Origin of the sequence: uncultured Pseudoteredinibacter sp. (genome assembly GCF_947500695.1) — a bacterium.
In the GTDB taxonomy this organism is placed as follows: Bacteria; Pseudomonadota; Gammaproteobacteria; order Pseudomonadales; family Cellvibrionaceae; genus Pseudoteredinibacter.
The window spans coordinates 216360-235868 of sequence record NZ_CANMSS010000003.1; the positions used below are offsets into that span (position 1 = coordinate 216360).

Consider the following 19509-nt stretch of genomic DNA (forward strand, 5'->3'; position numbering starts at 1 on the left):
CTATAGCCGGTAAGGGCGAGGTTTAGATTGAGTACTGAATTAAAAGCACAGGATATTATTGCTCAGGTTCAAGCTTGGGTGAATAGCGTTGTGGTGGGGGAGAATTTTTGCCCTTACGCGGCCCCTGTGCTTGATCGTGTGCATTATCAACTGTTGGCTTCTGACCCCCATGAGCAGCTGCAAGACTTTATCGACAGCTGCTATCAGCTGCAGGCGGAATCAGCTATTGAAACCGCTCTGTTGATTGTTCCTCAAGGGCTAGAAGATTTTGATGATTATCTTGAACGATTGGATTTGCTGCAGGCCTTGTTAGAAGCGCAAGGTTTTATTGGTGAGTTTCAGTTGGCGAGTTTTCATCCAGATTATTGTTTTGATGGTATTTCAGCGGAAGAGGCTGAAAATTACACTAATCGCAGTCCTTGGCCGATTTTTCACTTGCTACGTGAAAGTAGCTTAAGCGAAGCGCTAGAGCATGTGAGTTCACCTGAAAAAATCCCCGAGCGAAATCGACGCCATGCCGAGCGTTTGGGGGTGGCCCACTTAAGAGCTGCCCTGCAGCGTAGTAAGGAGGCAAAAGCCTAATGTTGTATACCTTGTCTCAATGGTGGCCCTTAATACCAGTAGCGATCTTTGCATGGTATTGGCTCACAGCTGTAAAGGTGAAAGAGCTAGCTTTTCAGGCCGCCGCTAGACGTTGCAATATGGAAAATGTGCAATTGCTTGACGACAGTATTGCCCTCAAAGGCGTTAAGTTTCAGCGTGCAGGCAATGGTAATATGGGTCTGCGTCGAGAGTTTGCCTTCGAGTTTACCTCAACAGGCAATCACCGCTATCAAGGCTGGGTGATCATGCAAGGTTCTCGCAATGTCTCGGTTGAGCTGCCTCCTCACCGTTTACAGTAAGAGCCTTCTCTCTAAATGCTCTAGGCCCTAAATAAGGGTAATTTATTCCGGTAATTCCCCCATCTGCTGTAGGCCAGTACAGGGCTTTTCGGTATACTCGGCCTTTTGTGTTTTAAAAGGGCTTAGCAGTCGACCATGCAGCAGGGCGCACAAGAGTTTATTCGCGGTATCGCCAATTTGCAGCCTCGTCATCGAGGCAGCGTGGTGACGATCGGCTCCTTTGATGGGGTGCATCTAGGCCATAAAACCATCGTTCGCCAAGTTCGAGATCAGGCCCAGCGCCTGCGTTTGGCCTCGGTAGTGATGACTTTCGAGCCACAGCCCCATGAATACTTTGCCGGTGAAAAAGCTCCTGCACGACTAATGCGGGTGCGAGACAAGGCTAAGGCCTTGTTTGAGGCGGGTGTTGATCGCGTGTTTTGTGTCACCTTTAACCGTCGATTCAGCTCCTTATCAGCGGAAGAGTTTGTAAAGCAAATTCTGGTTGATGGCCTGGGGGTGAAGTACCTAGTTATAGGTGATGACTTCCGATTTGGTTGTGATCGCAGTGGGGACTATCAGTTCCTATTGGATGCGGGTAAGCGCTATGGTTTTGAGGTGACGGACACCCAAACTCTGATGCTAGACAGTGAGCGCATCAGCAGTACCCGTATTCGAGCGGCACTAGAGGCGAGTGATTTTCGCTTGGCCGAACGTTTATTGGGGCGCCCCTATAAAATTGAGGGCAAAGTTATCCGTGGTCAACAGTTGGCTCGCCAATGGGATATGCCAACAGCCAATGTGCAACTTCACCGCTATCGCTCGCCGCTTAATGGGGTGTTTGCCGTTGAAGTAAGCCTAGCTGATGGACAGCTATTGCAAGGCGTCGCCAATGTGGGCGTTAGGCCAACTATTGGTGGAGAAAACACGCCAATTCTCGAAGTGCATTTATTTGACTTCGAGGGAGATATCTACGAGCAAGAAATTGCGGTGGAGTTTAAACATAAACTGCGCGACGAGCAGAAATTTGATTCTCTCGACGAGCTTAAGCAACAGATCTACCGGGATAAGGACGAAGCGCAAGCTTGGTTTGCTGCCCGTTAAAATGCGCAATACTGCGCCCGTATTATTAAGTGACGACAATGAGTGATTACAAAGCCACCTTAAATTTGCCAAAAACTGGCTTTGCCATGAAGGCGAACCTGGCTCAGCGCGAGCCGGGCATGTTGAAAAAATGGCAAGATGACAATCTGTATCAGCAGATTCGCGATGCCCGCCAAGGCGCAGAGCAATTCATTTTGCACGATGGCCCTCCATACGCTAACGGTGATATTCACCTTGGCCATTCACTTAATAAGATTTTAAAAGATATTATTATCAAGTCGAAAACCTTGAGCGGTTTCGATGCGCCTTATGTTCCAGGTTGGGATTGCCATGGTCTACCTATTGAGAATCAGGTAGAAAAGAAAAACGGCAAGGCCGGCGTTAAATTAGATTTTAAAAGCTTTCGCCAGAAGTGTCGTGATTATGCGGCACGCCAGGTAGAGGGTCAAAAGAAGGAATTTATTCGCCTAGGTGTTTTTGGTGAGTGGGAAAACCCTTACCTCACTATGAACTATCAATTTGAAGCTGACATCATTCGCGCACTTGGCAAAATCGCTGAAAACGGTCATTTGCATCGTGGTTTTAAGCCGGTGTATTGGAGTGTTGTTGGTGGCTCGGCTTTGGCTGAAGCTGAAGTAGAATACCAAAACAAAACCTCATTCTCGATTGATGTTAAATACCCAGTGAAAGGCAGCGCAAAACTGTCTGAAGCCATGCCAGAGCTCACGGGTGTTGAGAATGTGTTTGTGGTTATTTGGACTACAACGCCTTGGACCTTGCCGTCGAGTCAGGCTGTTTCTATGCACGCCGAACTGGACTATGTTGCCGTTAAGGCGGGCGAGCAGGTTTTGCTAATGGCCGAAGCTCTGCACGAATCTGTTATGGCTCGCGCGGGCATTGAAAGCTTTGAAGTGATTGCACGTTGTAAAGGCGAAGCCTTAGAGAAATTGGCCTTGTCGCACCCGTTTTACGATCGCGAGATTCCAGTGATTTTGGGTGATCATGTAACCACAGATGCAGGTACAGGTTGCGTACACACCGCCCCCGATCACGGTGTCGATGACTTTAATGTTGGACAGCGTTATGGCTTGGGTACTTTAAATTATTTGAACGATAGCGGTATATATCGCGACATCGTCGAAGTTTTTGCCGGTCAGCATGTTTATAAAGTTGATCCTGCGGTAGTTGAACTGCTGAAAGAAAAAGACGTATTGCTGTGCGAAGAAAAGATCGAGCATAGCTACCCGCATTGCTGGCGCACCAAAACGCCATTGATCTTCCGTGCGACCCCGCAATGGTTTATTAGCATGAGCCAAAAGGGCTTGCGCGATGATGTTAAAAAAGCGGTAGAAGATGTTGAATGGATTCCCGGCTGGGGCCGCGCTCGTATCGATAGCATGCTGGATTCCAGTCCTGACTGGTGTATCTCCCGCCAACGTACTTGGGGTGTGCCAATCGCTTTATTCGTTGATAAAGACTCTCAAGAGTTACACCCGGATACTCCACGTTTAATTGAAGAGGTTGCTAAGCGTGTTGAGCAAGATGGTATGGAAGCGTGGTTCGAATTAGACGCTGCTGAGCTTTTGGGTGACGATGCTGATAAATACAAAAAGGTAACTGATACCTTAGATGTATGGTTCGATTCTGGTGTGACTCATCACGCTGTTCTACAACGTAGAGATAATTTGCGCTACCCGGCCGATTTATATCTAGAGGGCTCGGATCAGCATCGCGGTTGGTTCCAGTCGTCTTTGAAAACCGCAATGGCCATTAATGGCGCCGCACCGTATAAGCAGGTGTTAACCCACGGTTTTACGGTTGATACCAATGGCCATAAAATGTCTAAGTCATTGGGCAATGTGATTCCACCAAAAGAAATCATTAGTGAGTTGGGCGCTGATGTGCTTCGCCTATGGGTTGCTGCTACTGACTTTAGTGGCGATATGACGGTATCTAAGGAGATCTTTAAGCGTACAGCAGACTCCTATCGCCGTATTCGTAATACCGCACGCTTCCTGTTATCGAACTTGAATGGTTTTGATCCGGCGAGCGACCAAGTGGCTATCGAAGATATGCTGTCCTTGGACCGTTGGGCGGTTGAGCGTACCGCAGAACTGCAAAAAGAAATTATTGCGGCCTACGATGCTTATAGCTTCCACCAAATTTATCAAAAGTTGCACAATTTCTGTGTGGTAGATTTGGGTGGTTTCTATTTGGATATCATTAAGGATCGCCAGTACACCTGTAAAGAAGACAGTGTTGCACGCCGCTCGGCGCAGACAGCCTTGTATCATATTATCGAAGCGATGACGCGTTGGTTGGCGCCCATCACCAGCTTTACCGCTGATGAGTTGTGGCAGCATATTCCTGGTGAGCGTCAGGGTTCTATCTTTGTGCAAGAGTGGTACGCCTTACCCGAAGCAGCTGCGGAATCTGCCATGGGGCATGAGTTCTGGCAGCAAGTTGCTGCGGTGAAGACTGAGGTCAATAAGACCTTGGAGGCAAAACGTGCTGAGGGTGTTGTTGGTGGCTCTTTGCAGGCCGAGGTGGTGTTGTATTGTGATGAAGTACTGCAAGCTTCATTGTCTAGCTTGGCAAATGAATTACGTTTTGTGCTGATTACTTCAGCGGCTGAAGTTAAATCACTGGCCGATGCGCCTGCTGAAGCCGTGGAAACAGAAGTTGAAGGCTTAAAGATTCTGGTTAATAAATCGGCCCATGAAAAATGTGAGCGCTGCTGGCACTTCCGTGAAGATGTCGGTCAAGTTGCGGAACATGAAACAATTTGCGGTCGCTGTGTAGAGAATGTTGCCGGTGAAGGGGAAGTGCGTGAGTTCGCCTAAGCCGACTAGCGAAGCTGCCGGTCTTTTGGCCGGCCCCTGGTTTTGGAAAAAAGCCCTGCTCTGGTATGCCTTGGCAGCTTTTGTTATTGCCTTTGATTTGCTCACCAAAGCTTGGGCTTTGGCCAGTTTTCAATATGCCCAGCCAGTTGAGGTGACACCGTTTTTCGATTGGTTATTGTTGTATAACTATGGCGCCGCCTTCAGCTTTTTAAGCGAAGAAGGTGGCTGGCAGCGTTGGTTCTTTTCGGCAATTGCTGTGGGCGTTAGCTGCATGTTGGTAGTTTGGTTGGCGCGTATTCGCCCGGAGCAGCGTTGGGAGCCCATTGCCTTGGCGCTTATTCTTGGCGGAGCCTTGGGGAATCTCTACGATCGACTAACCTTAGGTTATGTGGTCGACTTTATTTCTTTGCATTATCAGCAGCATCGCTGGCCATCCTTTAATATTGCTGACAGTGCGATATGCGCTGGAGCAGTAATGCTGTTGATCGATCTTTGGCGCAGCAAAGACAGTGATGTGAACGAATAAAGTTTAAAAGTTCGACTTAAAAAAGATTCTAAGTAGCACCAGTATGTTTTTGGGCGCAGCTTGATGGAAAGAAAGTGATTAGCTTTTATGACTGATATGACAGAATTGGCCATTGGCCCAGGAACACAAGTAACCTTGCACTTTGCCATCAAAATGGCAGGCGGAACCTTAGTAGATTCTACCTTTGATGGTTCGCCGGCGACCTTCAGTGTTGGGGATGGCAATTTGCTGCCGGGGTTTGAGCAGGTCTTAATGGGTTTGTACGCTGGCGATGAAAAAGAATTTCCGATCTCACCGGAGCAAGGTTTTGGTCAGCGTAATCCAAACAACATTCAAGAGATCCCCAAGAATTCTTTCGCAGATGATATTGAGCTGGAAGAAGGTTTGATGGTGTCTTTTGCAGATGCGCAGCAGGCTGAGCTACCTGGTGTAGTTGCAGAGGTAAATGATGATGTGGTTAAAGTCGATTTCAACCACCCTCTAGCCGGTCGCGACCTTATTTTTGAGGTGCGCATCATCGCTGTGGCGGTTTGTGATGGAGTGCAAAAGCACTAATGATCAATATTAACCTAGCGAACCCGCGTGGCTTCTGTGCCGGTGTAGACCGTGCCATCGATATTGTTAATCGAGCCTTGGATATACACGGTGCGCCCATCTATGTGCGACATGAAGTGGTGCATAACAAATTTGTCGTGGATAGCTTGCGCGACCGCGGCGCGGTATTTGTCGATGAGCTGCACGAAGTGCCTGATGACGTTATCGTTATTTTTAGTGCTCATGGCGTATCCAAAGCGGTACAAGAAGAAGCCAAGCGCCGCAGCTTAAAAGTTTTTGACGCGACCTGCCCGTTAGTGACCAAGGTGCATATCGAGGTTTTAAAATACAGCCGCGAAGGAAGCGAGTGCATACTTATTGGTCATAATGGCCACCCTGAAGTTGAGGGGACCATGGGGCAGTTTGATGATAGCTATGGTGGCAGCATCTACTTAGTGGAGGATGAGGCAGATGTGGCCAAGCTTGCCGTCCGCGACCCTGCTAAATTGGCTTATGTTACTCAAACTACTTTATCGATGGACGATACCGCCAAGGTTATTGATGCTTTGCGTGAGCGATTCCCAGAGATTCGCGGCCCACGCAAAAACGATATTTGCTATGCCACCCAAAATCGCCAAGATGCCATAAAGCAGCTGGCCCTGGAAAACGATCTTGTGTTGGTGGTGGGCTCTCCAAACAGCTCAAATTCCAATCGCTTACGTGAACTGGCAGAGCGCTGTGGCGCAAAAGCCTATTTAATTGATACTGCGCGAGATATCGACGAGGCTTGGTTGGCGTCTATATCATCTATAGGTATAAGTGCCGGGGCTTCGGCTCCAGAGGTGCTGGTGCAAGATGTGATCAAGCGCTTACAGCTTCTTGGTGCAAGCCCGCCAGCCGAGATGAGCGGTCAAGAGGAGAATGTAAGCTTCTCTTTGCCGAAGGAGCTGCGCTAATAAGTCTATGGCTAAGAATGTGCTAAGTCGCTGAAAACTGGCACATTCTCCTCCGCTGAGCTATGCTCAGAACCACTTCTAAACCGACAGGATGCGGTCAGTTGTCTCAACATCTAGCATTTTATCGCCACATCTCACCGCCGATCCCCCTCAAGATTCTTTGATTGAATCTCTCTGGTATATATAAGCTATGAAAAAGTTCCCTGAAAATGGATTTACCTTAATCGAGCTCTTAATTGTTGTCGCCATTGTGGCTGTAATTATGTCGGTTGCTGTGCCTGGGCTGACCTCAATGAGTGAGCGCGGCCAAATGCGAGCCAATCTCGATAAGTTTAAAACCTCCTTGCAAATGGCCCGTTCTGAAGCGGTATCTCGCCGTGCGCCAGTAGTTATGTGTGCTAAAAAGGCGAATTCATTCGCTTGCCGTACCGGAAATCAGGCTAAGAATCGCTTTGATGAAGATTGGATCATGTTTCTTGATAGGAATAATAACAATGCCTATAACCCGGGGACTGGGCAGTGTGAAGATACAGAAGACTGTTTATTGTCGACAGAGCGTTTTGGTAGTGGTCAGCTGACAATGGCATTTTCAGATAAATATATTACCTTTAATGCCGATGGCAGTCCGGGGGATGCTTCCGGTTATACAATGGTGGTTTGTGCTGGTAATGCAGAAGCCACAAATGACGAATACCGCTCTGTCACAATTACCATAATGCCAACGGGCGCCTTTTCGGTGCGTAAAGGAGCAGATTCATGCGGATAAAAGCAGTGCTGCGTAAGCGTCAGACTGGGACGACCATGATTGAGGTGATGGTGGCCTTATTCTTATTGGCAGTTGGACTACTTGGTACGCTGGCATTACAAAACTCCAGTCAGCGAAGCAATCAAAGCGCGATGTTTTCTTCGTCTGCGATCGTTTTGGCAAGAGACATGGCTAACCGAATCAATGCGAACAACAATGTGTTTTCAGCCGCTGATGACAACCTATATGACAATATCGATACTGAAAGCCACTCTGGATCTGCAACAGTATGTAGTGTTGATTGCGATCAGGCTACCATCAAGACTATGGATGCAGGGCAATGGGCCGAGGAGATAAAAAGTAGATTGCCGTCCGGGCGGGGCACAGTCGAAATTGATGATAATGGCGTTCACGAGGTAATCGTAATGTGGGATGACCAGCTAACGGGTGCGTCTGAAGTTGGTTGTGGTGGTAACCCTAAAACGGATTTAACCTGCGTTAGATTGGAGTTTAGATTGTGAGAAAATTTATTTCCTTAAAGCGCCAGCAAGGTGTTGGTCTAATTGAGTTAATGGTTTCGGTTACTATCGGCTTGTTGATTATGGCTGGGGTGGTTCAGTTATATTTGACCTCAGTTGAAAGTCAGCGAAGCCAGGAAGGTCTGTCGCGAATTCAAGAAAATATACGTTTTGCAAGTAATAGGCTAAATGATGAAGGTTCTAGCTCAGGTTTTCTGGGATGTCTACCACGCCTAGATGATGATACGCGAGTAATAAACTTGCTGGCGGAAGGTACGGGTGCTGACGCTGATGGCACGCCTGAAGTAGCTAATTTTTCATCGTCCATTAGTGGTAAAGATGCAAGTGGGGTGAATAGTACCGACGAGGTTTTCTTTCGCTTTGCTTTGCCGCGCTCGATTCCTCTGGTGGAAGACTTTAAGCCCGAGCTAGATGATCAAATAACCTTAGATAACAGTATAAATTTTCAGTTAGCTTATGACTCCATCAAACAGTGGGATGTTGCGGTATTAACCGATTGTAACTATGCAGTTGTTTTTATTGTCACCAATGATCCTGGCACAGATGGTGTTGTGGCTTTAACTAAAGGTGGTAATGGAGCACCGAGTGGTCACCCTAATGCAGGGCAAAAGAATATATCTACTAACATAGACCTACCTTTTATTGGTATAAACAATGCGGACAATGAAGGAAAAATAAGAGCGCGCTTATTTTTAGCGGGGATGGGGGGCTATAGTTACCAAGTGCAGCTAAGCGAATCCGCTAAACAAGCGAACACTAGAGGTGGTACAGCTCAGTGCGACAGCAATCATCCTCAGTACTGTGCTTTGTTTAGAAATGGCCAGGAAATTATGGATGGAGTTGTAGATTTTCAAGTTGAGTATGGTTGGAGAGATGGCAACTTAGTTAGCTTTGGAAATGCAACTGCAGTTGCGTCAGCTGGACGTTGGAATCGTGTAGATCGAGTTAAAATGGATGTTACTCTAAGTGCTATTGAGGCTACTGGTACGAATGATAATTCTAGTACTAAACGCATTCAGCGCGAGATGTCCCAAGTGATTATGCTGAAAAACCCGGTGGTGGAATTGTGATGATAGTTCAAAAACGATTCCCTGGTTTGGGTTGGGGAGAGCTTCCAGTTAAACAAAAAGGGGTTACACTTATAGTGGCTCTTGTTGTGCTGTTGGTTATGTCTGTAGTGGCGATAGCATCTATGTCCAGTAGTACGCTTCAAGCTCGTATGGCTTCAAATGAAAGGCAAATGCAAGTTTCATTGCATGCAGCGGAAGCTGGTTCGAGAGCCGCATTGTTGTATTTGCAAACTAATGCAAATAATCCTTATTTACGTTTCAAGGATGTAAGCAAAGGGTTGTATTCTAATACAGCCAATAGTGAAGAGTATTTTTACGAAACTATTTCTGTGGATGACAATTTTGCAGATTATCACGATCCTAGCTCCTGGAAGAACAGTAATAGTGTAGAAGTAAGTGCGGCTGACTTGAAACTGCCTATGACCGCTAAAAATCCGCGTTATATTATCGAGTTCTTAGGTGAGCAAGAGCTAGGTCGATCAGTGAAAGAGCTCGATAAAAAGGGCGCTAAATCTAAGCCTGTGTTTCATTACAGGATAATATCTATCGGCTGGGCGCAAGACCCGCAGGTCTACTCGATAGTTCAAACTACCTACAAAACCGCTGAGTCATTTTAATCGGCGTGGGTCACTAAGAACGGTAATGCACTAATGGAAATTCTATTTAAAAAAGCTACGGTGGCAGTGGTAATGACACTAGGGCTAAATATAGCCCACGCTGCGCCAGGCCCAATTGCGTCTCAGCCATTGTTTGTAGGTAAAACTCCGCAGTCCAATATTATGTTTCTGGTGGATGATTCCGGAAGTATGAACTGGGAATATTTGATCACAGATTACGACGTGTATTACGCAAATACCGCTACGTATCGTTGTACTGCGATTAACGCCATGTGGTACAACGCGAACCTATACCGGGAGAAAGCGGCCGATCCTGCAAATGATACGCTAGAGAAACGCTTGGCTTACAGTCCTTGGCGTGGCGTCGACTCCGATGGAAATGAATATGGCAACAGAACATTAACTACGGCTTCAGACGACCCATATAGTAACCCAACATCTTATAGAAATATTCGCGACTGGTATTTTTACGAGTGGAATGATGCGATTGAGGCGGATGGTAAGGGCAATGGTAGATATGATGCAGGTGAGTGTGCGTTAAATACTCAAATTTATGCTAGAAACTTACCGGCCGAGCAGCAAATCGATTTTGCTAACTGGTATACATACTACCGCAAGCGTGAGTTTGTTGCGAAACGTGCACTTTCACAAATCATTTTGGAGAGTAATGCTCGAATGGGCTTGGCAACTCTCCATAATAACAGCAGCGTGGGTGTACCAATCAAAGATATTGATGATCTGAGCACCCCGATAGACTATGGTAGTCGAGCTAACAAGAATGATTTGATGCGCCGATTGTTTAAGATTGACTCCAGTGGTGGAACGCCGTTGCGTAGAAGTTTGGAGCGTGTTGGCAAGTATTTTCATCAAAATCAAACCACTCCCAGTCAGTTGTTTGGCGGGCAAACGCCTTCTTCACCAATCCTACCATCATCGGAAAATGGAGCCTGTCAGCAAAATTTTGCGGTAGTAATGAGTGATGGTTTTTGGAATGGCGGCAATCCAAATGTAGGCAATGCGGATAATGATGACAATACCGACTTTGATGGGGACAAATACGGCGATGGATACTCCAACACTCTAGCTGATGTGGCGATGTATTATTATGAAGGTGATTTGGCTCCAGGTCTTCCTAATCTAGTTGGCCCAAAGCTAGACCCTAATGCTCCTGTACCGGACCCGCTGTTGAATCGTGCTCAGCACTTAGTCAGCTATACGGTAGCTTTCGGTGTAAATGGTAGTTTAAGCGAACCGCCTGCAAATGGTAATTGGCCGCAGCCTGTAGCTAACCAAGCAAGTACTGTGGATGATATGTTGCATGCGGCTTATAATTCGCGCGGAGAATTCTTAAGTGCTAAGAATCCCCAGGAGCTTATTCAGCGCCTATCGGATGCGATCAACTCGATCAAAAGCAAAGTAGGCTCCTCTTCAGGGCTAGCTTTAAATAGCTCATCAATTACATCTGATTCTGCAGTTTTTAAAGCTGTGTTTTCTCCAGAGAAATCATGGTCTGGCGATTTAATTAGGCAGAAAATCACAACTGTTTCAGTTGGCGGCGTGGAACAAATTGCACTAACAGATGAGTGGTCAGCGGCAGAAAAGCTTAAAGCTCGAGACCCTAATGGTCGGCAGATATTGACATATAATGGTAGTCGTGGCGTTCCATTTAGGTTCCCGAATAATTATGTTACCCCAGACGCTAATACTGAAATATCAAAAGGGCAGGTTGCAGACTTACTTTTTGACGCTCCACATGAGTCTGCTAGTACCCAAAGCCAAATTAATGAAAATAAAGTTTTTGGTGAACGCCTGTTGAACTATCTGCGTGGCGAGCATGTTTATGAGCGTGGCGTGGCCAATAGTGCGACTATTGAAGATAACTTTAATAAGGTGTTTCGTGATCGAGTCGGCGAGCGACTGGGTGATATTGCACACTCGAGCCCTATCTATGTAGCACAACCAAATGAAAGTTATCCGGATAGGATAGAGGGTGATGAGGCATCAAAGTCCTATATTGCTTTCGCAAAGTCAAAAGCAAATCGCCGAGAAATGGTATATGTCGGCGCTAATGACGGTATGCTGCATGCCTTTGATGCAGATACAGGGGAAGAGCGTTTCGCATACGTACCTTCAATAATATTTAATGAAAACTCAGCTTTTGGTTTGCATTATTTATCGTCAACTAACTATTCACATATTCCATACGTAGATGGTTCAATTACCGTTCGTGATGTTTATGTCGATGGCGCCTGGAAAACTTATTTGGTTGGTGCTTTACGCGGCGGTGGCCGCGGTATCTATGTGCTAGATGTTACTAACCCAGATCAAGTGACGGAATCGAATGCAGCATCAAAAGTAGTAAGAGAATTTAGTCATAATGACCTCGGCTTTACTTTTAGCGAGCCTGTTGTAATAAGGATGAATGACGGTCGTTGGGCGGCGGTAATGGGCAATGGCTATAACCCTGGGGCGAACAGTGATGGTCATGCGAAACTATTTATAGTATATCTCGATAATAAATCTCCATCGTATAGAGTGCTTGAAACTAAAAATAGCGGTGATCCCAATCTGATAGCGGCAGGAAATTGCGAAGATATTGGTAGCGACTGTAATGGCATGTCCTCCCCACTAGTTCTGGACTTAGACAGCGACTCAATTGCAGATCGTATTTACGCAGGCGATCTTCATGGCAACATGTGGAGCTTTGATGTTAGCGCTAAAGATGGTGACAATTGGAAGGTTGCTCACCAAAAGAATGGCAGAAATCAACCGCTATTTACAGCCTGTTATCAAGCTCCTTGCGAGCAAAATGGTAAGGTAGCAAACAGGCAGCCGATTACTAGCATGCCTAGAGTAAAATCTCATCGCTTTCGGTTGGCGTCAAATTATCGCCCAAGTTTGTTAATTTATTTTGGTACTGGGCAATTTATTTCGAATGGTGACCAAGCAAACACCGCCAAACAATCCGCTTATGGTGTTTGGGATAGAGGCGTTGGCGGCTTAACTCGTAACAATTTACAGAGGCAGACGGTATCTAACCAAAGCAATAGCAGAACACTGAGTAATAATGCTGTAGATTACGACGATTTAGTTTCTGAAGCTGGTTGGATGATTGACTTGCCAGCTGATCGTGAGCGGATTATTAATTCCTTTGTGGTGGGCTCTTCTGTAGTGGTGTTTGGCAGTATTATCCCTGATGCTGCAACGTGTGAAGGTAGTCCTAGTGGTTATTTGATGGCAGTAGATGCGTTCACCGGTGGTGAGCCGCCATTTCAGGTTTTCACTAGAGCCAATATTGGCTCAGTACCTCTAGCAGGAATCAAACTTGAGGGTATGCCAGGTGAAATATCTACACTGGAGGGTGATAATGGGACAACTAAAGTGCTGATTCCAACGCAAGATGGAGAGTTAATCCAGTTAGATTTGCTCGGCTCTGGCAGTCAGGCAAGGCAAACCTCTTGGACAACCTTAAAGTAATAGAGGCTCAACATGAAAAAAATGATTATATTGGGGTTGTTGTTTGGGTTGTTCACAGGTCCTGTGGCCGCGCAACAGTATGATGAGAACGGCGGGGTTAAGCTATTGGGGCTGCTAAGAGGTACAATCCATTATGTGCACCATGAAAAGCAGCAGCTCATAATTGATGACCGCCGATTTGTAATGCCGCTGAACTTTAAAGTATTGGCGGCTAACGGTGCTAAAACTAACCGTTTTGCGATGAGAACGGGCCAGGCTGTTGAGTATTTTGTGCGCTATGATAAAAAGACTCAGGTTTTGTACGTTGACAGCGTACAACTGCTAAACTAGTTGGCAGTTTAAAAATTTGATATACGGAGTGTACATGAAGCCATCCCCGAGATTTAACAGTGGTTTTACCCTGATTGAATTGATGATTGTCGTTGTAATCGTAGGCATTATTGCCTCTGTTGCCATACCATACTTCGGTGAGGCTGCTAAGCGCGGGCAGCGGATTGAAGCAAAGGATTTGTTGTTAAAGGCTGCTTCGAAGCAGGAGCAATTCTTTGCACAGTATGTGTCTTATACCAACAAAATAAGTGGTGGTGGTAGTTGCAGTGGCGTTGCCTGTGGTATCGGCCTTACTGATGATCTCAGTGAAAATGAACATTATAAGCTAACCATGACTGTGGGCCCTGGTGGCTGCGAGGCAGGTTCTGACACTGCGCCATTGTGCAGAACTTATACTTTGACTGCTTCACCAACTGGCGGTTTTAGTGATCCCGATTGCGGCCCGTTAACTTATACCAGTGGCGGGGTTCGCGGCTTAAAGAACTCTAGCAACCAAGATAAGATCAATAAGTGCTGGCGTTAAACCTGAACTGATTCTAAATAAGGGCTATGTGAGTTTCTCCATAGCCTTTATTTTTTGCAGAACTTTTTATTGTGCTCATGCTTGAATGCCATTCTTGGTCGGCCAGCTCGGTTTATTCGAATCTGCCGGTGATTGATTTCTGGGTCTATTGGTGGACAGTAGGCAAAGGTACCGTTGTGATAATTGGTGCTGCCATCAGGTCGATATTGAATATAGTATTTAGGGTTGCGAAATGCTCTCCACTCTATATATGCACCTCTTTGTAGGCCGCCTTTCACATAAATTATTTCCTCGTTTTCAGATCGTTTGCCACTTTTGTCTAGGTCGACAAAAATCATAAGTTGATCATCCCACCGCCGGCTGCAAGTTTGTGCATTCCTAGTGGGACATAGGCTGACTATCTTTCTCTTGTGTACGGCAGCTGCTCGAGTTGCTTGTAATGCGCTAATAAGTTGGCGCACACTATGCTCTGCGCTGCTCTTGTGATAAAAGCTTCGCATATTCGGTAAAGCCAATGCGCTTATAATGGCCAGGCTTGCAATTCCAAGCATGGCATCAATTAGGCTGAATCCTTTTAAATGTTTACTACTGATCGATAGTCTTTCCATGCTGAACCTCTCGCTGAGAACGACGATAAGATTCAACAAAGCATAACGACTGTCTTTACATTAGCACTAGGGCAAGGGAAGGGTGATGGCTTATTTTGTATAAGCCATCTGGTGTAGAGATTAAACGTCTTCTAAACCCAGTTTCTTAAGGCGATAGCGGAAAGAGCGAAATGTAATGCCTAGACTCTCTGCTGCTGCGGTTTTGTTCCAGCGGCATTCTTCCAGTGCTCCTAGCAAGAACTCTTTTTCAATTTCGATCAAATAATCATCCAGGCTGCGACCATCGAGGCTATGTTTGGAGCCACTTGATTGCTTTTCTACACTGTTTCTAGGTGGCTCGTTGATGAATAAGTCTGCTTCGGTAATAAGGTCATTGTCACAAAGCGTGAAAGCTCTTTCTAGTATATTTTCAAGCTCGCGAATATTCCCTGGAAATTGATAGTTATGTAGTCTGCGTTTGGCTCCTTGATCTAAACTGGCTGCCTGCAGGTCCATATCTTTGGCAATTCTTTCAAGAAAGAAATCGCATAATTCAGTAATGTCCTCTCGACGCTCGCGCAATGCAGGAACGGCTATTTCAATCACATTGATTCGATAAAATAAGTCACTACGAAAACGTTGTGCGCTGACCTCGGCATGTAAATCTTTATGGGTAGCGCTTAGAATTCTAACGTTAATGGGGATTTCTGCTTGAGCGCCAATAGGGCGTATTGCTTTTTCTTGAATAGCGCGCAGTAATTTTACCTGCATATCTAGGGGTAGGTCGGCAACTTCATCAAGAAACAGAGTGCCGCCATCGGCAGCTTGAAACAGACCGATTTTGTCTTGGTGTGCGCCGGTAAAGGCGCCTTTTTGATGACCGAAAAATTCACTTTCCATTAGCTCAGCAGGGATGGCACCACAGTTAACTGGAATAAAGGGGCCTTCTGCCCTTGGTCCTTGATAGTGTATCGAGCGAGCAACGACTTCCTTACCGCTTCCTGACTCACCTGAAATATAAATAGGTGCCTGGGACTGCGCTAATTTTTTGATCTGTTTTTTCAAACGCTTGGTGGCTTGGGAATCACCAACAAAACTTGGTCCTTGTTGCTTACGGCCGTTTTTGGCTTTTTTCTTTACCTCTAGAGCATTATTTACAAGGGTCCGAAGTTGCTCAAGGTTTACGGGTTTCGACACAAAGTCGTAGGCGCCCGCTTTCATGGCGTTGATGGCGGTGTCTGTATTACCATGCGCAGTGAAGACTGCGACGGGTAAGGCGTAGTCCAGCTTTTGAATCTCTTCAACCAGTTCAATACCATCGCCATCGGGCAGCTTTAAATCAGTAAGACAGAGATCGAACTCCTGCTCTTTTAGCAGGCTTCTTGCCTGTTTGCAGTCTCCAGCGGCAACAGTATCCAAACCCATTCGGCCTAAGGTGATTTCTAGTAGTTCGCGAATATCAGGTTCGTCATCGATAACAAGAACTTTGCGCGCCTTGCTCATTGCAGTAATGCCTCTGGATCTGGAAAGCGTAGTCTGAAACAGTTATGCCCTGGTCGGCTTTCTTTGATAATAATGGAAACTTGGTTGGCCTCGCATAATTCTTTTACAAGATACAAGCCTAATCCCGAGCCCGCGTGGTGCGTTGTATAAAAAGGTTCAAAGATTTTACTGCGCTCATGCTCCGGGATGCCTGGGCCGCTATCGATTATATCGATAATGGGGCGTCCGGTCTCCTTGTCGAGATCCAGCACTAGTTCAATTTTGGCATTGCCACTGTGTTCTTCGCTATAGCGCACACCGTTATCTACTAAGTTGCTAAGTACCTGTGACATTTGGTGTTGGTCGAAGGCACTGTTTAAATTTTCAGCTAAGGAGTGGCTGCCGATAAAGGCGCCTTTTTCACTGCTATAGCGCTTGCAGAATTCGCTGCACCAGTGGTTGAGCTCTATAGAGCTAATATTGGCGGCCTGCCTTCTTGAAAGTTGTAAAACACTTTCAATAATACCGTTAACTCGCAAACAGTGGTTGTCGATAATTTCCGTTAGGCGTTTATCGGCATCGTGAATTTCGCTAGATTCTTGTAGCAATTGATTGGCATGACTAAGGGCCCCGAGTGGATTGCGAATCTCATGTGCGATAGATGCTGTGAGGCGACCGAGAGAAGCCAGTTTTAACTGTTGCGCCTGGTTATGGATTTGCCGATTATCATCGATAAAAATTAAAGTGTCGTCCCCTTGTTGAACAAAACCGATACGCAGCTCCTGCGGGTTGTTTGCTAGCTGAATAATTTGGGCACTGGGCTGGGGTTTCTCTAGCCACTTTAGGAGTAGCTCTTGCAGTTCGGGTAGCACTTGCATTGAAAACGGTAGCTCGGGTAGTTGCTCTTCAATGTTTAGTAGGTGCCTAGCGGATTCGTTGATAATTTCGACTTGCTTATGTTGGTTTACAACGACTATGCCAGTGTATAAGCGAGCCACAATCCTATGAGTTAACTGCTCCAAGTATTGAGCATGCTCCGCTTGTTTTAGTGCGGCAGCTTCACTGAGGTGCAGGCGACGGCTTACATTTTGAAAAATTCCAGAAACCAGAAATAATAAAGCACCAATGGCGCCGGCCGAAAAAACATTGCGAGGATCGACTGGTGTGATTAACAACTCACCAGTTAATAGAAAGATGCTGGCGATTGCGGCTAAGGCGTAGTGTATCTGTCCTTGGATAAATAAACTGGCGGTAATAACGCTGATGAAAAATAAATAGCCAAGGCCGCTACTGGTACCACCACTGCTATAACAGAGTAAGCTAATAAAAATTAAGTCAACGACTGTGCTAGCAAAGACTTGTTCGGTTCTGGCGGCAGGAGCTTGCAGCCATAAGCGGAGTAAGCTAACGGAACTAAGAAAGCAGTAGGCCGCCGCTGTATAGAAAAACAGCTTGGGATCATAAGAGCCAAAAATATCTCGGCTAAAGCCACTGCTGAACATGGTCAGCAGCAGTGCACTCAGGGCAAAACGATAATAGCTGTAGACTCGTAGTATACGAAGGCTGGATTCTGGCAGTTGAGTCGAGCTGGCGGCTGTGGCCATCGTAATTAGCCTTCTACATCGTAAACCGTAGGAATGGCTTCTCGTTTATGCTGTGTGCGCAGATAGATTTGGATGAGTTTATCTTCCACATCCTGGTCTTGATTTTTCGCTTCAAGAAAGTCATCAATCTGGTCATAGCTTAGTCCCAGCGCCTGCTCGTCAGCTTTTTGCGGCTCTAGGCATTCTAAATCTGCCGTTGGAGTTTTGTGCACCAGCTGCTCTGGGGCGCCAAGGTGTGCGGCTAATTGGCGAACTTGTCTTTTACTTAGGCCAAATAGCGGCGCTAAATCGCAGGCGCCGTCACCCCATTTGGTGTAAAAGCCGGTGATGTTCTCGGCTGAGTGATCCGTACCCAGCACTAAACCATTATATAAGCCGGCAATTTCGTACTGCACAAGCATCCGGCAGCGAGCTTTTACATTGCCTTTTACAAAGTCCTGTTTAACGGTACTGCCTTGATCTAGGCCTGCATTACCAATTGCGGCCAAAGTCGCGCTGTGGGCGCCATCGGCAGCTGCCTGAATATTGACACTGACAGAGTGGCTTGGCTCGATAAAACGCAAAGACAGTTGAGCTTCGTCTTCGTCTTGTTGCTCGCCATATGGCAGGCGAACAGCTATAAATTGGTAGCCTTGTTGAGCTTCTTCCTGGTTTAGCTGGCTGACTGCTAGCTGCGCTAATCGGCCGCATGTAGTTGAGTCAACACCCCCTGAAATACCAAGAACGAGGGTTTTACTGTTCGCTGCTTTTAGTATGGTTTTGATAAAAGACACGCGGCGATTGACCTCTTGCTCGGGGTTGATCTCCGGTAAAACTTTCATTTCAGCAATTATGTCGGCAGCGCGCATAGTTTTATCTCGCTTAGTTGAGCGTTAGAATAATGCAGATGGGCTGAAGGCAGCCACTATCCAAACGGTTTATTTTAAGCCAATTGCTGCTCTGGCGAAATATATGTTGATTATTTAATCTTGGTTGTCAAAGTACTGCGCCTATGAGGAATAAATTTGAGTAAACAGAATCAAGGTTGGCTGCACCATATTCGAGCATGCCCATCGCCTAATTTTAACCGGCGCCCAGCGTCTGCTGATATATCCCTGCTGGTTATTCACAATATCAGTTTGCCGCCAGGGCAGTTTGGCGGTAATCATATCGAGAAGTTTTTTTGCAATCAGCTCGATTGCAACGCCCATGCGTATTTCGCCACCATCGCTGAGCTACAAGTGTCGGCCCATTTTCTGATTGAGCGTAGCGGGCAAATCATTCAGTTTGTGGATGTCTTTGAGCGAGCTTGGCATGCAGGGCAGTCAAGCTACGAGGGGCGCGAAAACTGCAATGATTACAGTATTGGAGTAGAGCTCGAAGGCTGTGACGACCAATGCTATAGCCCCGAGCAGTATCAAGCCCTGGCAGAGCTTAGCTTCAAACTGATAGAGCTATGCCCGTCCATCCGTGCCACTCAGCCTAATTTGTCGTCAAAAGTTGCTGGTTTTCATATTAGTGGCCACAGCGATATCGCCCCAGGGCGCAAAACAGATCCAGGCCCACACTTTGACTGGCGCCGCTATGAAAAGCAGCTGCAGCAAATCTTTACACTTTATGGTGATAGTTAGTCGCTTTAGCCTCGTCTAAAAAGGGAGAGTAAAACTTAATCGGTAAAACTGTACCGAATGAATAGCTATCGAATGAAAAGA

The 19509-nt window shown here is 46.4% G+C and carries 19 protein-coding genes; 15 read left to right on the plus strand and 4 right to left on the minus strand.

Going from position 1 to position 19509, the window contains the following annotated elements:
• Positions 1-27 precede the first annotated feature (27 nt).
• The 14 genes from Q1A08_RS07580 (at position 28) to Q1A08_RS07645 (ending at position 14145) form a co-directional block, all read left to right on the plus strand.
• A complete protein-coding gene (locus Q1A08_RS07580; RefSeq protein ID WP_299771477.1) occupies positions 28-582 on the plus strand; it encodes a DUF1415 domain-containing protein in 555 nt (184 codons plus the stop codon).
• The gene (locus Q1A08_RS07585) at positions 582-902 is read left to right on the plus strand and encodes a DUF3301 domain-containing protein (RefSeq protein WP_299771478.1); all 321 of its coding nucleotides are present in this window, start codon (positions 582-584) and stop codon (positions 900-902) included. Before Q1A08_RS07580 ends, Q1A08_RS07585 begins: the two co-directional genes overlap by 1 nt.
• A 135-nt stretch (positions 903-1037) precedes the next feature.
• A complete protein-coding gene (ribF, locus tag Q1A08_RS07590) occupies positions 1038-1985 on the plus strand; it encodes a bifunctional riboflavin kinase/FAD synthetase (protein ID WP_299771480.1) in 948 nt (315 codons plus the stop codon).
• Positions 1986-2023: 38 nt separating this feature from the next.
• Positions 2024-4828, plus strand: coding sequence for an isoleucine--tRNA ligase (gene ileS, locus Q1A08_RS07595; RefSeq protein ID WP_299771483.1), 2805 nt, complete (start codon positions 2024-2026; stop codon positions 4826-4828).
• 25 nt (positions 4829-4853) lie between these two features.
• Positions 4854-5354, plus strand: coding sequence for a signal peptidase II (gene lspA, locus Q1A08_RS07600; RefSeq protein ID WP_299771884.1), 501 nt, complete (start codon positions 4854-4856; stop codon positions 5352-5354).
• Between the two features lie 96 nt (positions 5355-5450).
• Positions 5451-5909, plus strand: a complete 459-nt coding sequence (locus Q1A08_RS07605) for a peptidylprolyl isomerase (protein ID WP_299771886.1) — start codon at positions 5451-5453, stop codon at positions 5907-5909.
• 2 nt (positions 5910-5911) lie between these two features.
• Entirely contained in the window at positions 5912-6844 is a 933-nt protein-coding gene (gene ispH, locus Q1A08_RS07610) for a 4-hydroxy-3-methylbut-2-enyl diphosphate reductase (protein ID WP_299771888.1), read from the plus strand.
• Positions 6845-7034: 190 nt separating this feature from the next.
• Positions 7035-7610: a GspH/FimT family pseudopilin gene (locus tag Q1A08_RS07615; RefSeq protein WP_299771485.1), complete on the plus strand. Its 576-nt coding sequence runs from the start codon at positions 7035-7037 to the stop codon at positions 7608-7610.
• Positions 7601-8110 carry a type IV pilus modification protein PilV gene (gene pilV, locus Q1A08_RS07620; protein WP_299771486.1) on the plus strand — a complete coding sequence of 170 codons (510 nt, stop codon included), beginning with the start codon at positions 7601-7603 and terminating at the stop codon, positions 8108-8110. Before Q1A08_RS07615 ends, pilV begins: the two co-directional genes overlap by 10 nt.
• Positions 8107-9198 carry a PilW family protein gene (locus Q1A08_RS07625; protein ID WP_299771488.1) on the plus strand — a complete coding sequence of 364 codons (1092 nt, stop codon included), beginning with the start codon at positions 8107-8109 and terminating at the stop codon, positions 9196-9198. Before pilV ends, Q1A08_RS07625 begins: the two co-directional genes overlap by 4 nt.
• Positions 9198-9815 (plus strand): pilus assembly protein, encoded by a 618-nt coding sequence (locus Q1A08_RS07630; RefSeq protein ID WP_299771490.1) that lies wholly within the window; start codon positions 9198-9200, stop codon positions 9813-9815. The genes Q1A08_RS07625 and Q1A08_RS07630 overlap by 1 nt, the downstream gene beginning before the upstream one ends.
• Positions 9816-9848: 33 nt before the next feature.
• Positions 9849-13292, plus strand: a complete 3444-nt coding sequence (locus Q1A08_RS07635) for a PilC/PilY family type IV pilus protein (protein WP_299771492.1) — start codon at positions 9849-9851, stop codon at positions 13290-13292.
• 12 nt (positions 13293-13304) lie between these two features.
• Positions 13305-13622 carry a hypothetical protein gene (locus Q1A08_RS07640; protein ID WP_299771494.1) on the plus strand — a complete coding sequence of 106 codons (318 nt, stop codon included), beginning with the start codon at positions 13305-13307 and terminating at the stop codon, positions 13620-13622.
• 34 nt (positions 13623-13656) lie between these two features.
• Positions 13657-14145, plus strand: coding sequence for a type IV pilin protein (locus Q1A08_RS07645; protein WP_299771496.1), 489 nt, complete (start codon positions 13657-13659; stop codon positions 14143-14145).
• A 47-nt stretch (positions 14146-14192) separates the two neighbouring features.
• Here Q1A08_RS07645 and Q1A08_RS07650 read toward each other — a convergent pair whose 3' ends face one another.
• The 4 genes from Q1A08_RS07650 to nadE all read right to left on the minus strand — a co-directional run bounded on the left by Q1A08_RS07650 (position 14193) and on the right by nadE (position 18666).
• Positions 14193-14753, minus strand: a complete 561-nt coding sequence (locus Q1A08_RS07650) for a GspH/FimT family pseudopilin (RefSeq protein WP_299771498.1) — start codon at positions 14751-14753, stop codon at positions 14193-14195.
• A gap of 120 nt (positions 14754-14873) precedes the next feature.
• Complete coding sequence (locus Q1A08_RS07655; protein ID WP_299771500.1) at positions 14874-16235, minus strand: sigma-54 dependent transcriptional regulator; 1362 nt, start codon at positions 16233-16235, stop codon at positions 14874-14876.
• Complete coding sequence (locus Q1A08_RS07660; protein WP_299771502.1) at positions 16232-17818, minus strand: ATP-binding protein; 1587 nt, start codon at positions 17816-17818, stop codon at positions 16232-16234. The genes Q1A08_RS07655 and Q1A08_RS07660 overlap by 4 nt, the downstream gene beginning before the upstream one ends.
• Before the next feature lie 5 nt (positions 17819-17823).
• Complete coding sequence (nadE, locus tag Q1A08_RS07665) at positions 17824-18666, minus strand: ammonia-dependent NAD(+) synthetase (protein WP_299771504.1); 843 nt, start codon at positions 18664-18666, stop codon at positions 17824-17826.
• A gap of 150 nt (positions 18667-18816) precedes the next feature.
• Here nadE and ampD point away from each other — a divergent pair, with 150 nt between their 5' ends.
• Positions 18817-19428 (plus strand): 1,6-anhydro-N-acetylmuramyl-L-alanine amidase AmpD, encoded by a 612-nt coding sequence (gene ampD, locus Q1A08_RS07670; RefSeq protein WP_299771890.1) that lies wholly within the window; start codon positions 18817-18819, stop codon positions 19426-19428.
• Positions 19429-19509 lie beyond the last annotated feature (81 nt).

Bases quoted from the DNA above. Each gene is read 5' to 3' on its own strand.
- Q1A08_RS07585 (WP_299771478.1), top strand. From the start codon at position 582: ATGTTGTATACCTTGTCTCAATGGTGGCCCTTAATACCAGTAGCGATC.
- ribF (WP_299771480.1), top strand. From the start codon at position 1,038: ATGCAGCAGGGCGCACAAGAGTTTATTCGCGGTATCGCCAATTTGCAG.
- ileS (WP_299771483.1), top strand. From the start codon at position 2,024: ATGAGTGATTACAAAGCCACCTTAAATTTGCCAAAAACTGGCTTTGCC.
- Q1A08_RS07605 (WP_299771886.1), top strand. From the start codon at position 5,451: ATGACAGAATTGGCCATTGGCCCAGGAACACAAGTAACCTTGCACTTT.
- Q1A08_RS07615 (WP_299771485.1), top strand. From the start codon at position 7,035: ATGAAAAAGTTCCCTGAAAATGGATTTACCTTAATCGAGCTCTTAATT.
- pilV (WP_299771486.1), top strand. From the start codon at position 7,601: ATGCGGATAAAAGCAGTGCTGCGTAAGCGTCAGACTGGGACGACCATG.
- Q1A08_RS07630 (WP_299771490.1), top strand. From the start codon at position 9,198: ATGATAGTTCAAAAACGATTCCCTGGTTTGGGTTGGGGAGAGCTTCCA.
- Q1A08_RS07635 (WP_299771492.1), top strand. From the start codon at position 9,849: ATGGAAATTCTATTTAAAAAAGCTACGGTGGCAGTGGTAATGACACTA.
- Q1A08_RS07640 (WP_299771494.1), top strand. From the start codon at position 13,305: ATGAAAAAAATGATTATATTGGGGTTGTTGTTTGGGTTGTTCACAGGT.
- Q1A08_RS07645 (WP_299771496.1), top strand. From the start codon at position 13,657: ATGAAGCCATCCCCGAGATTTAACAGTGGTTTTACCCTGATTGAATTG.
- Q1A08_RS07650 (WP_299771498.1), bottom strand. From the start codon at position 14,753: ATGGAAAGACTATCGATCAGTAGTAAACATTTAAAAGGATTCAGCCTA.
- Q1A08_RS07655 (WP_299771500.1), bottom strand. From the start codon at position 16,235: ATGAGCAAGGCGCGCAAAGTTCTTGTTATCGATGACGAACCTGATATT.
- Q1A08_RS07660 (WP_299771502.1), bottom strand. From the start codon at position 17,818: ATGGCCACAGCCGCCAGCTCGACTCAACTGCCAGAATCCAGCCTTCGT.
- nadE (WP_299771504.1), bottom strand. From the start codon at position 18,666: ATGCGCGCTGCCGACATAATTGCTGAAATGAAAGTTTTACCGGAGATC.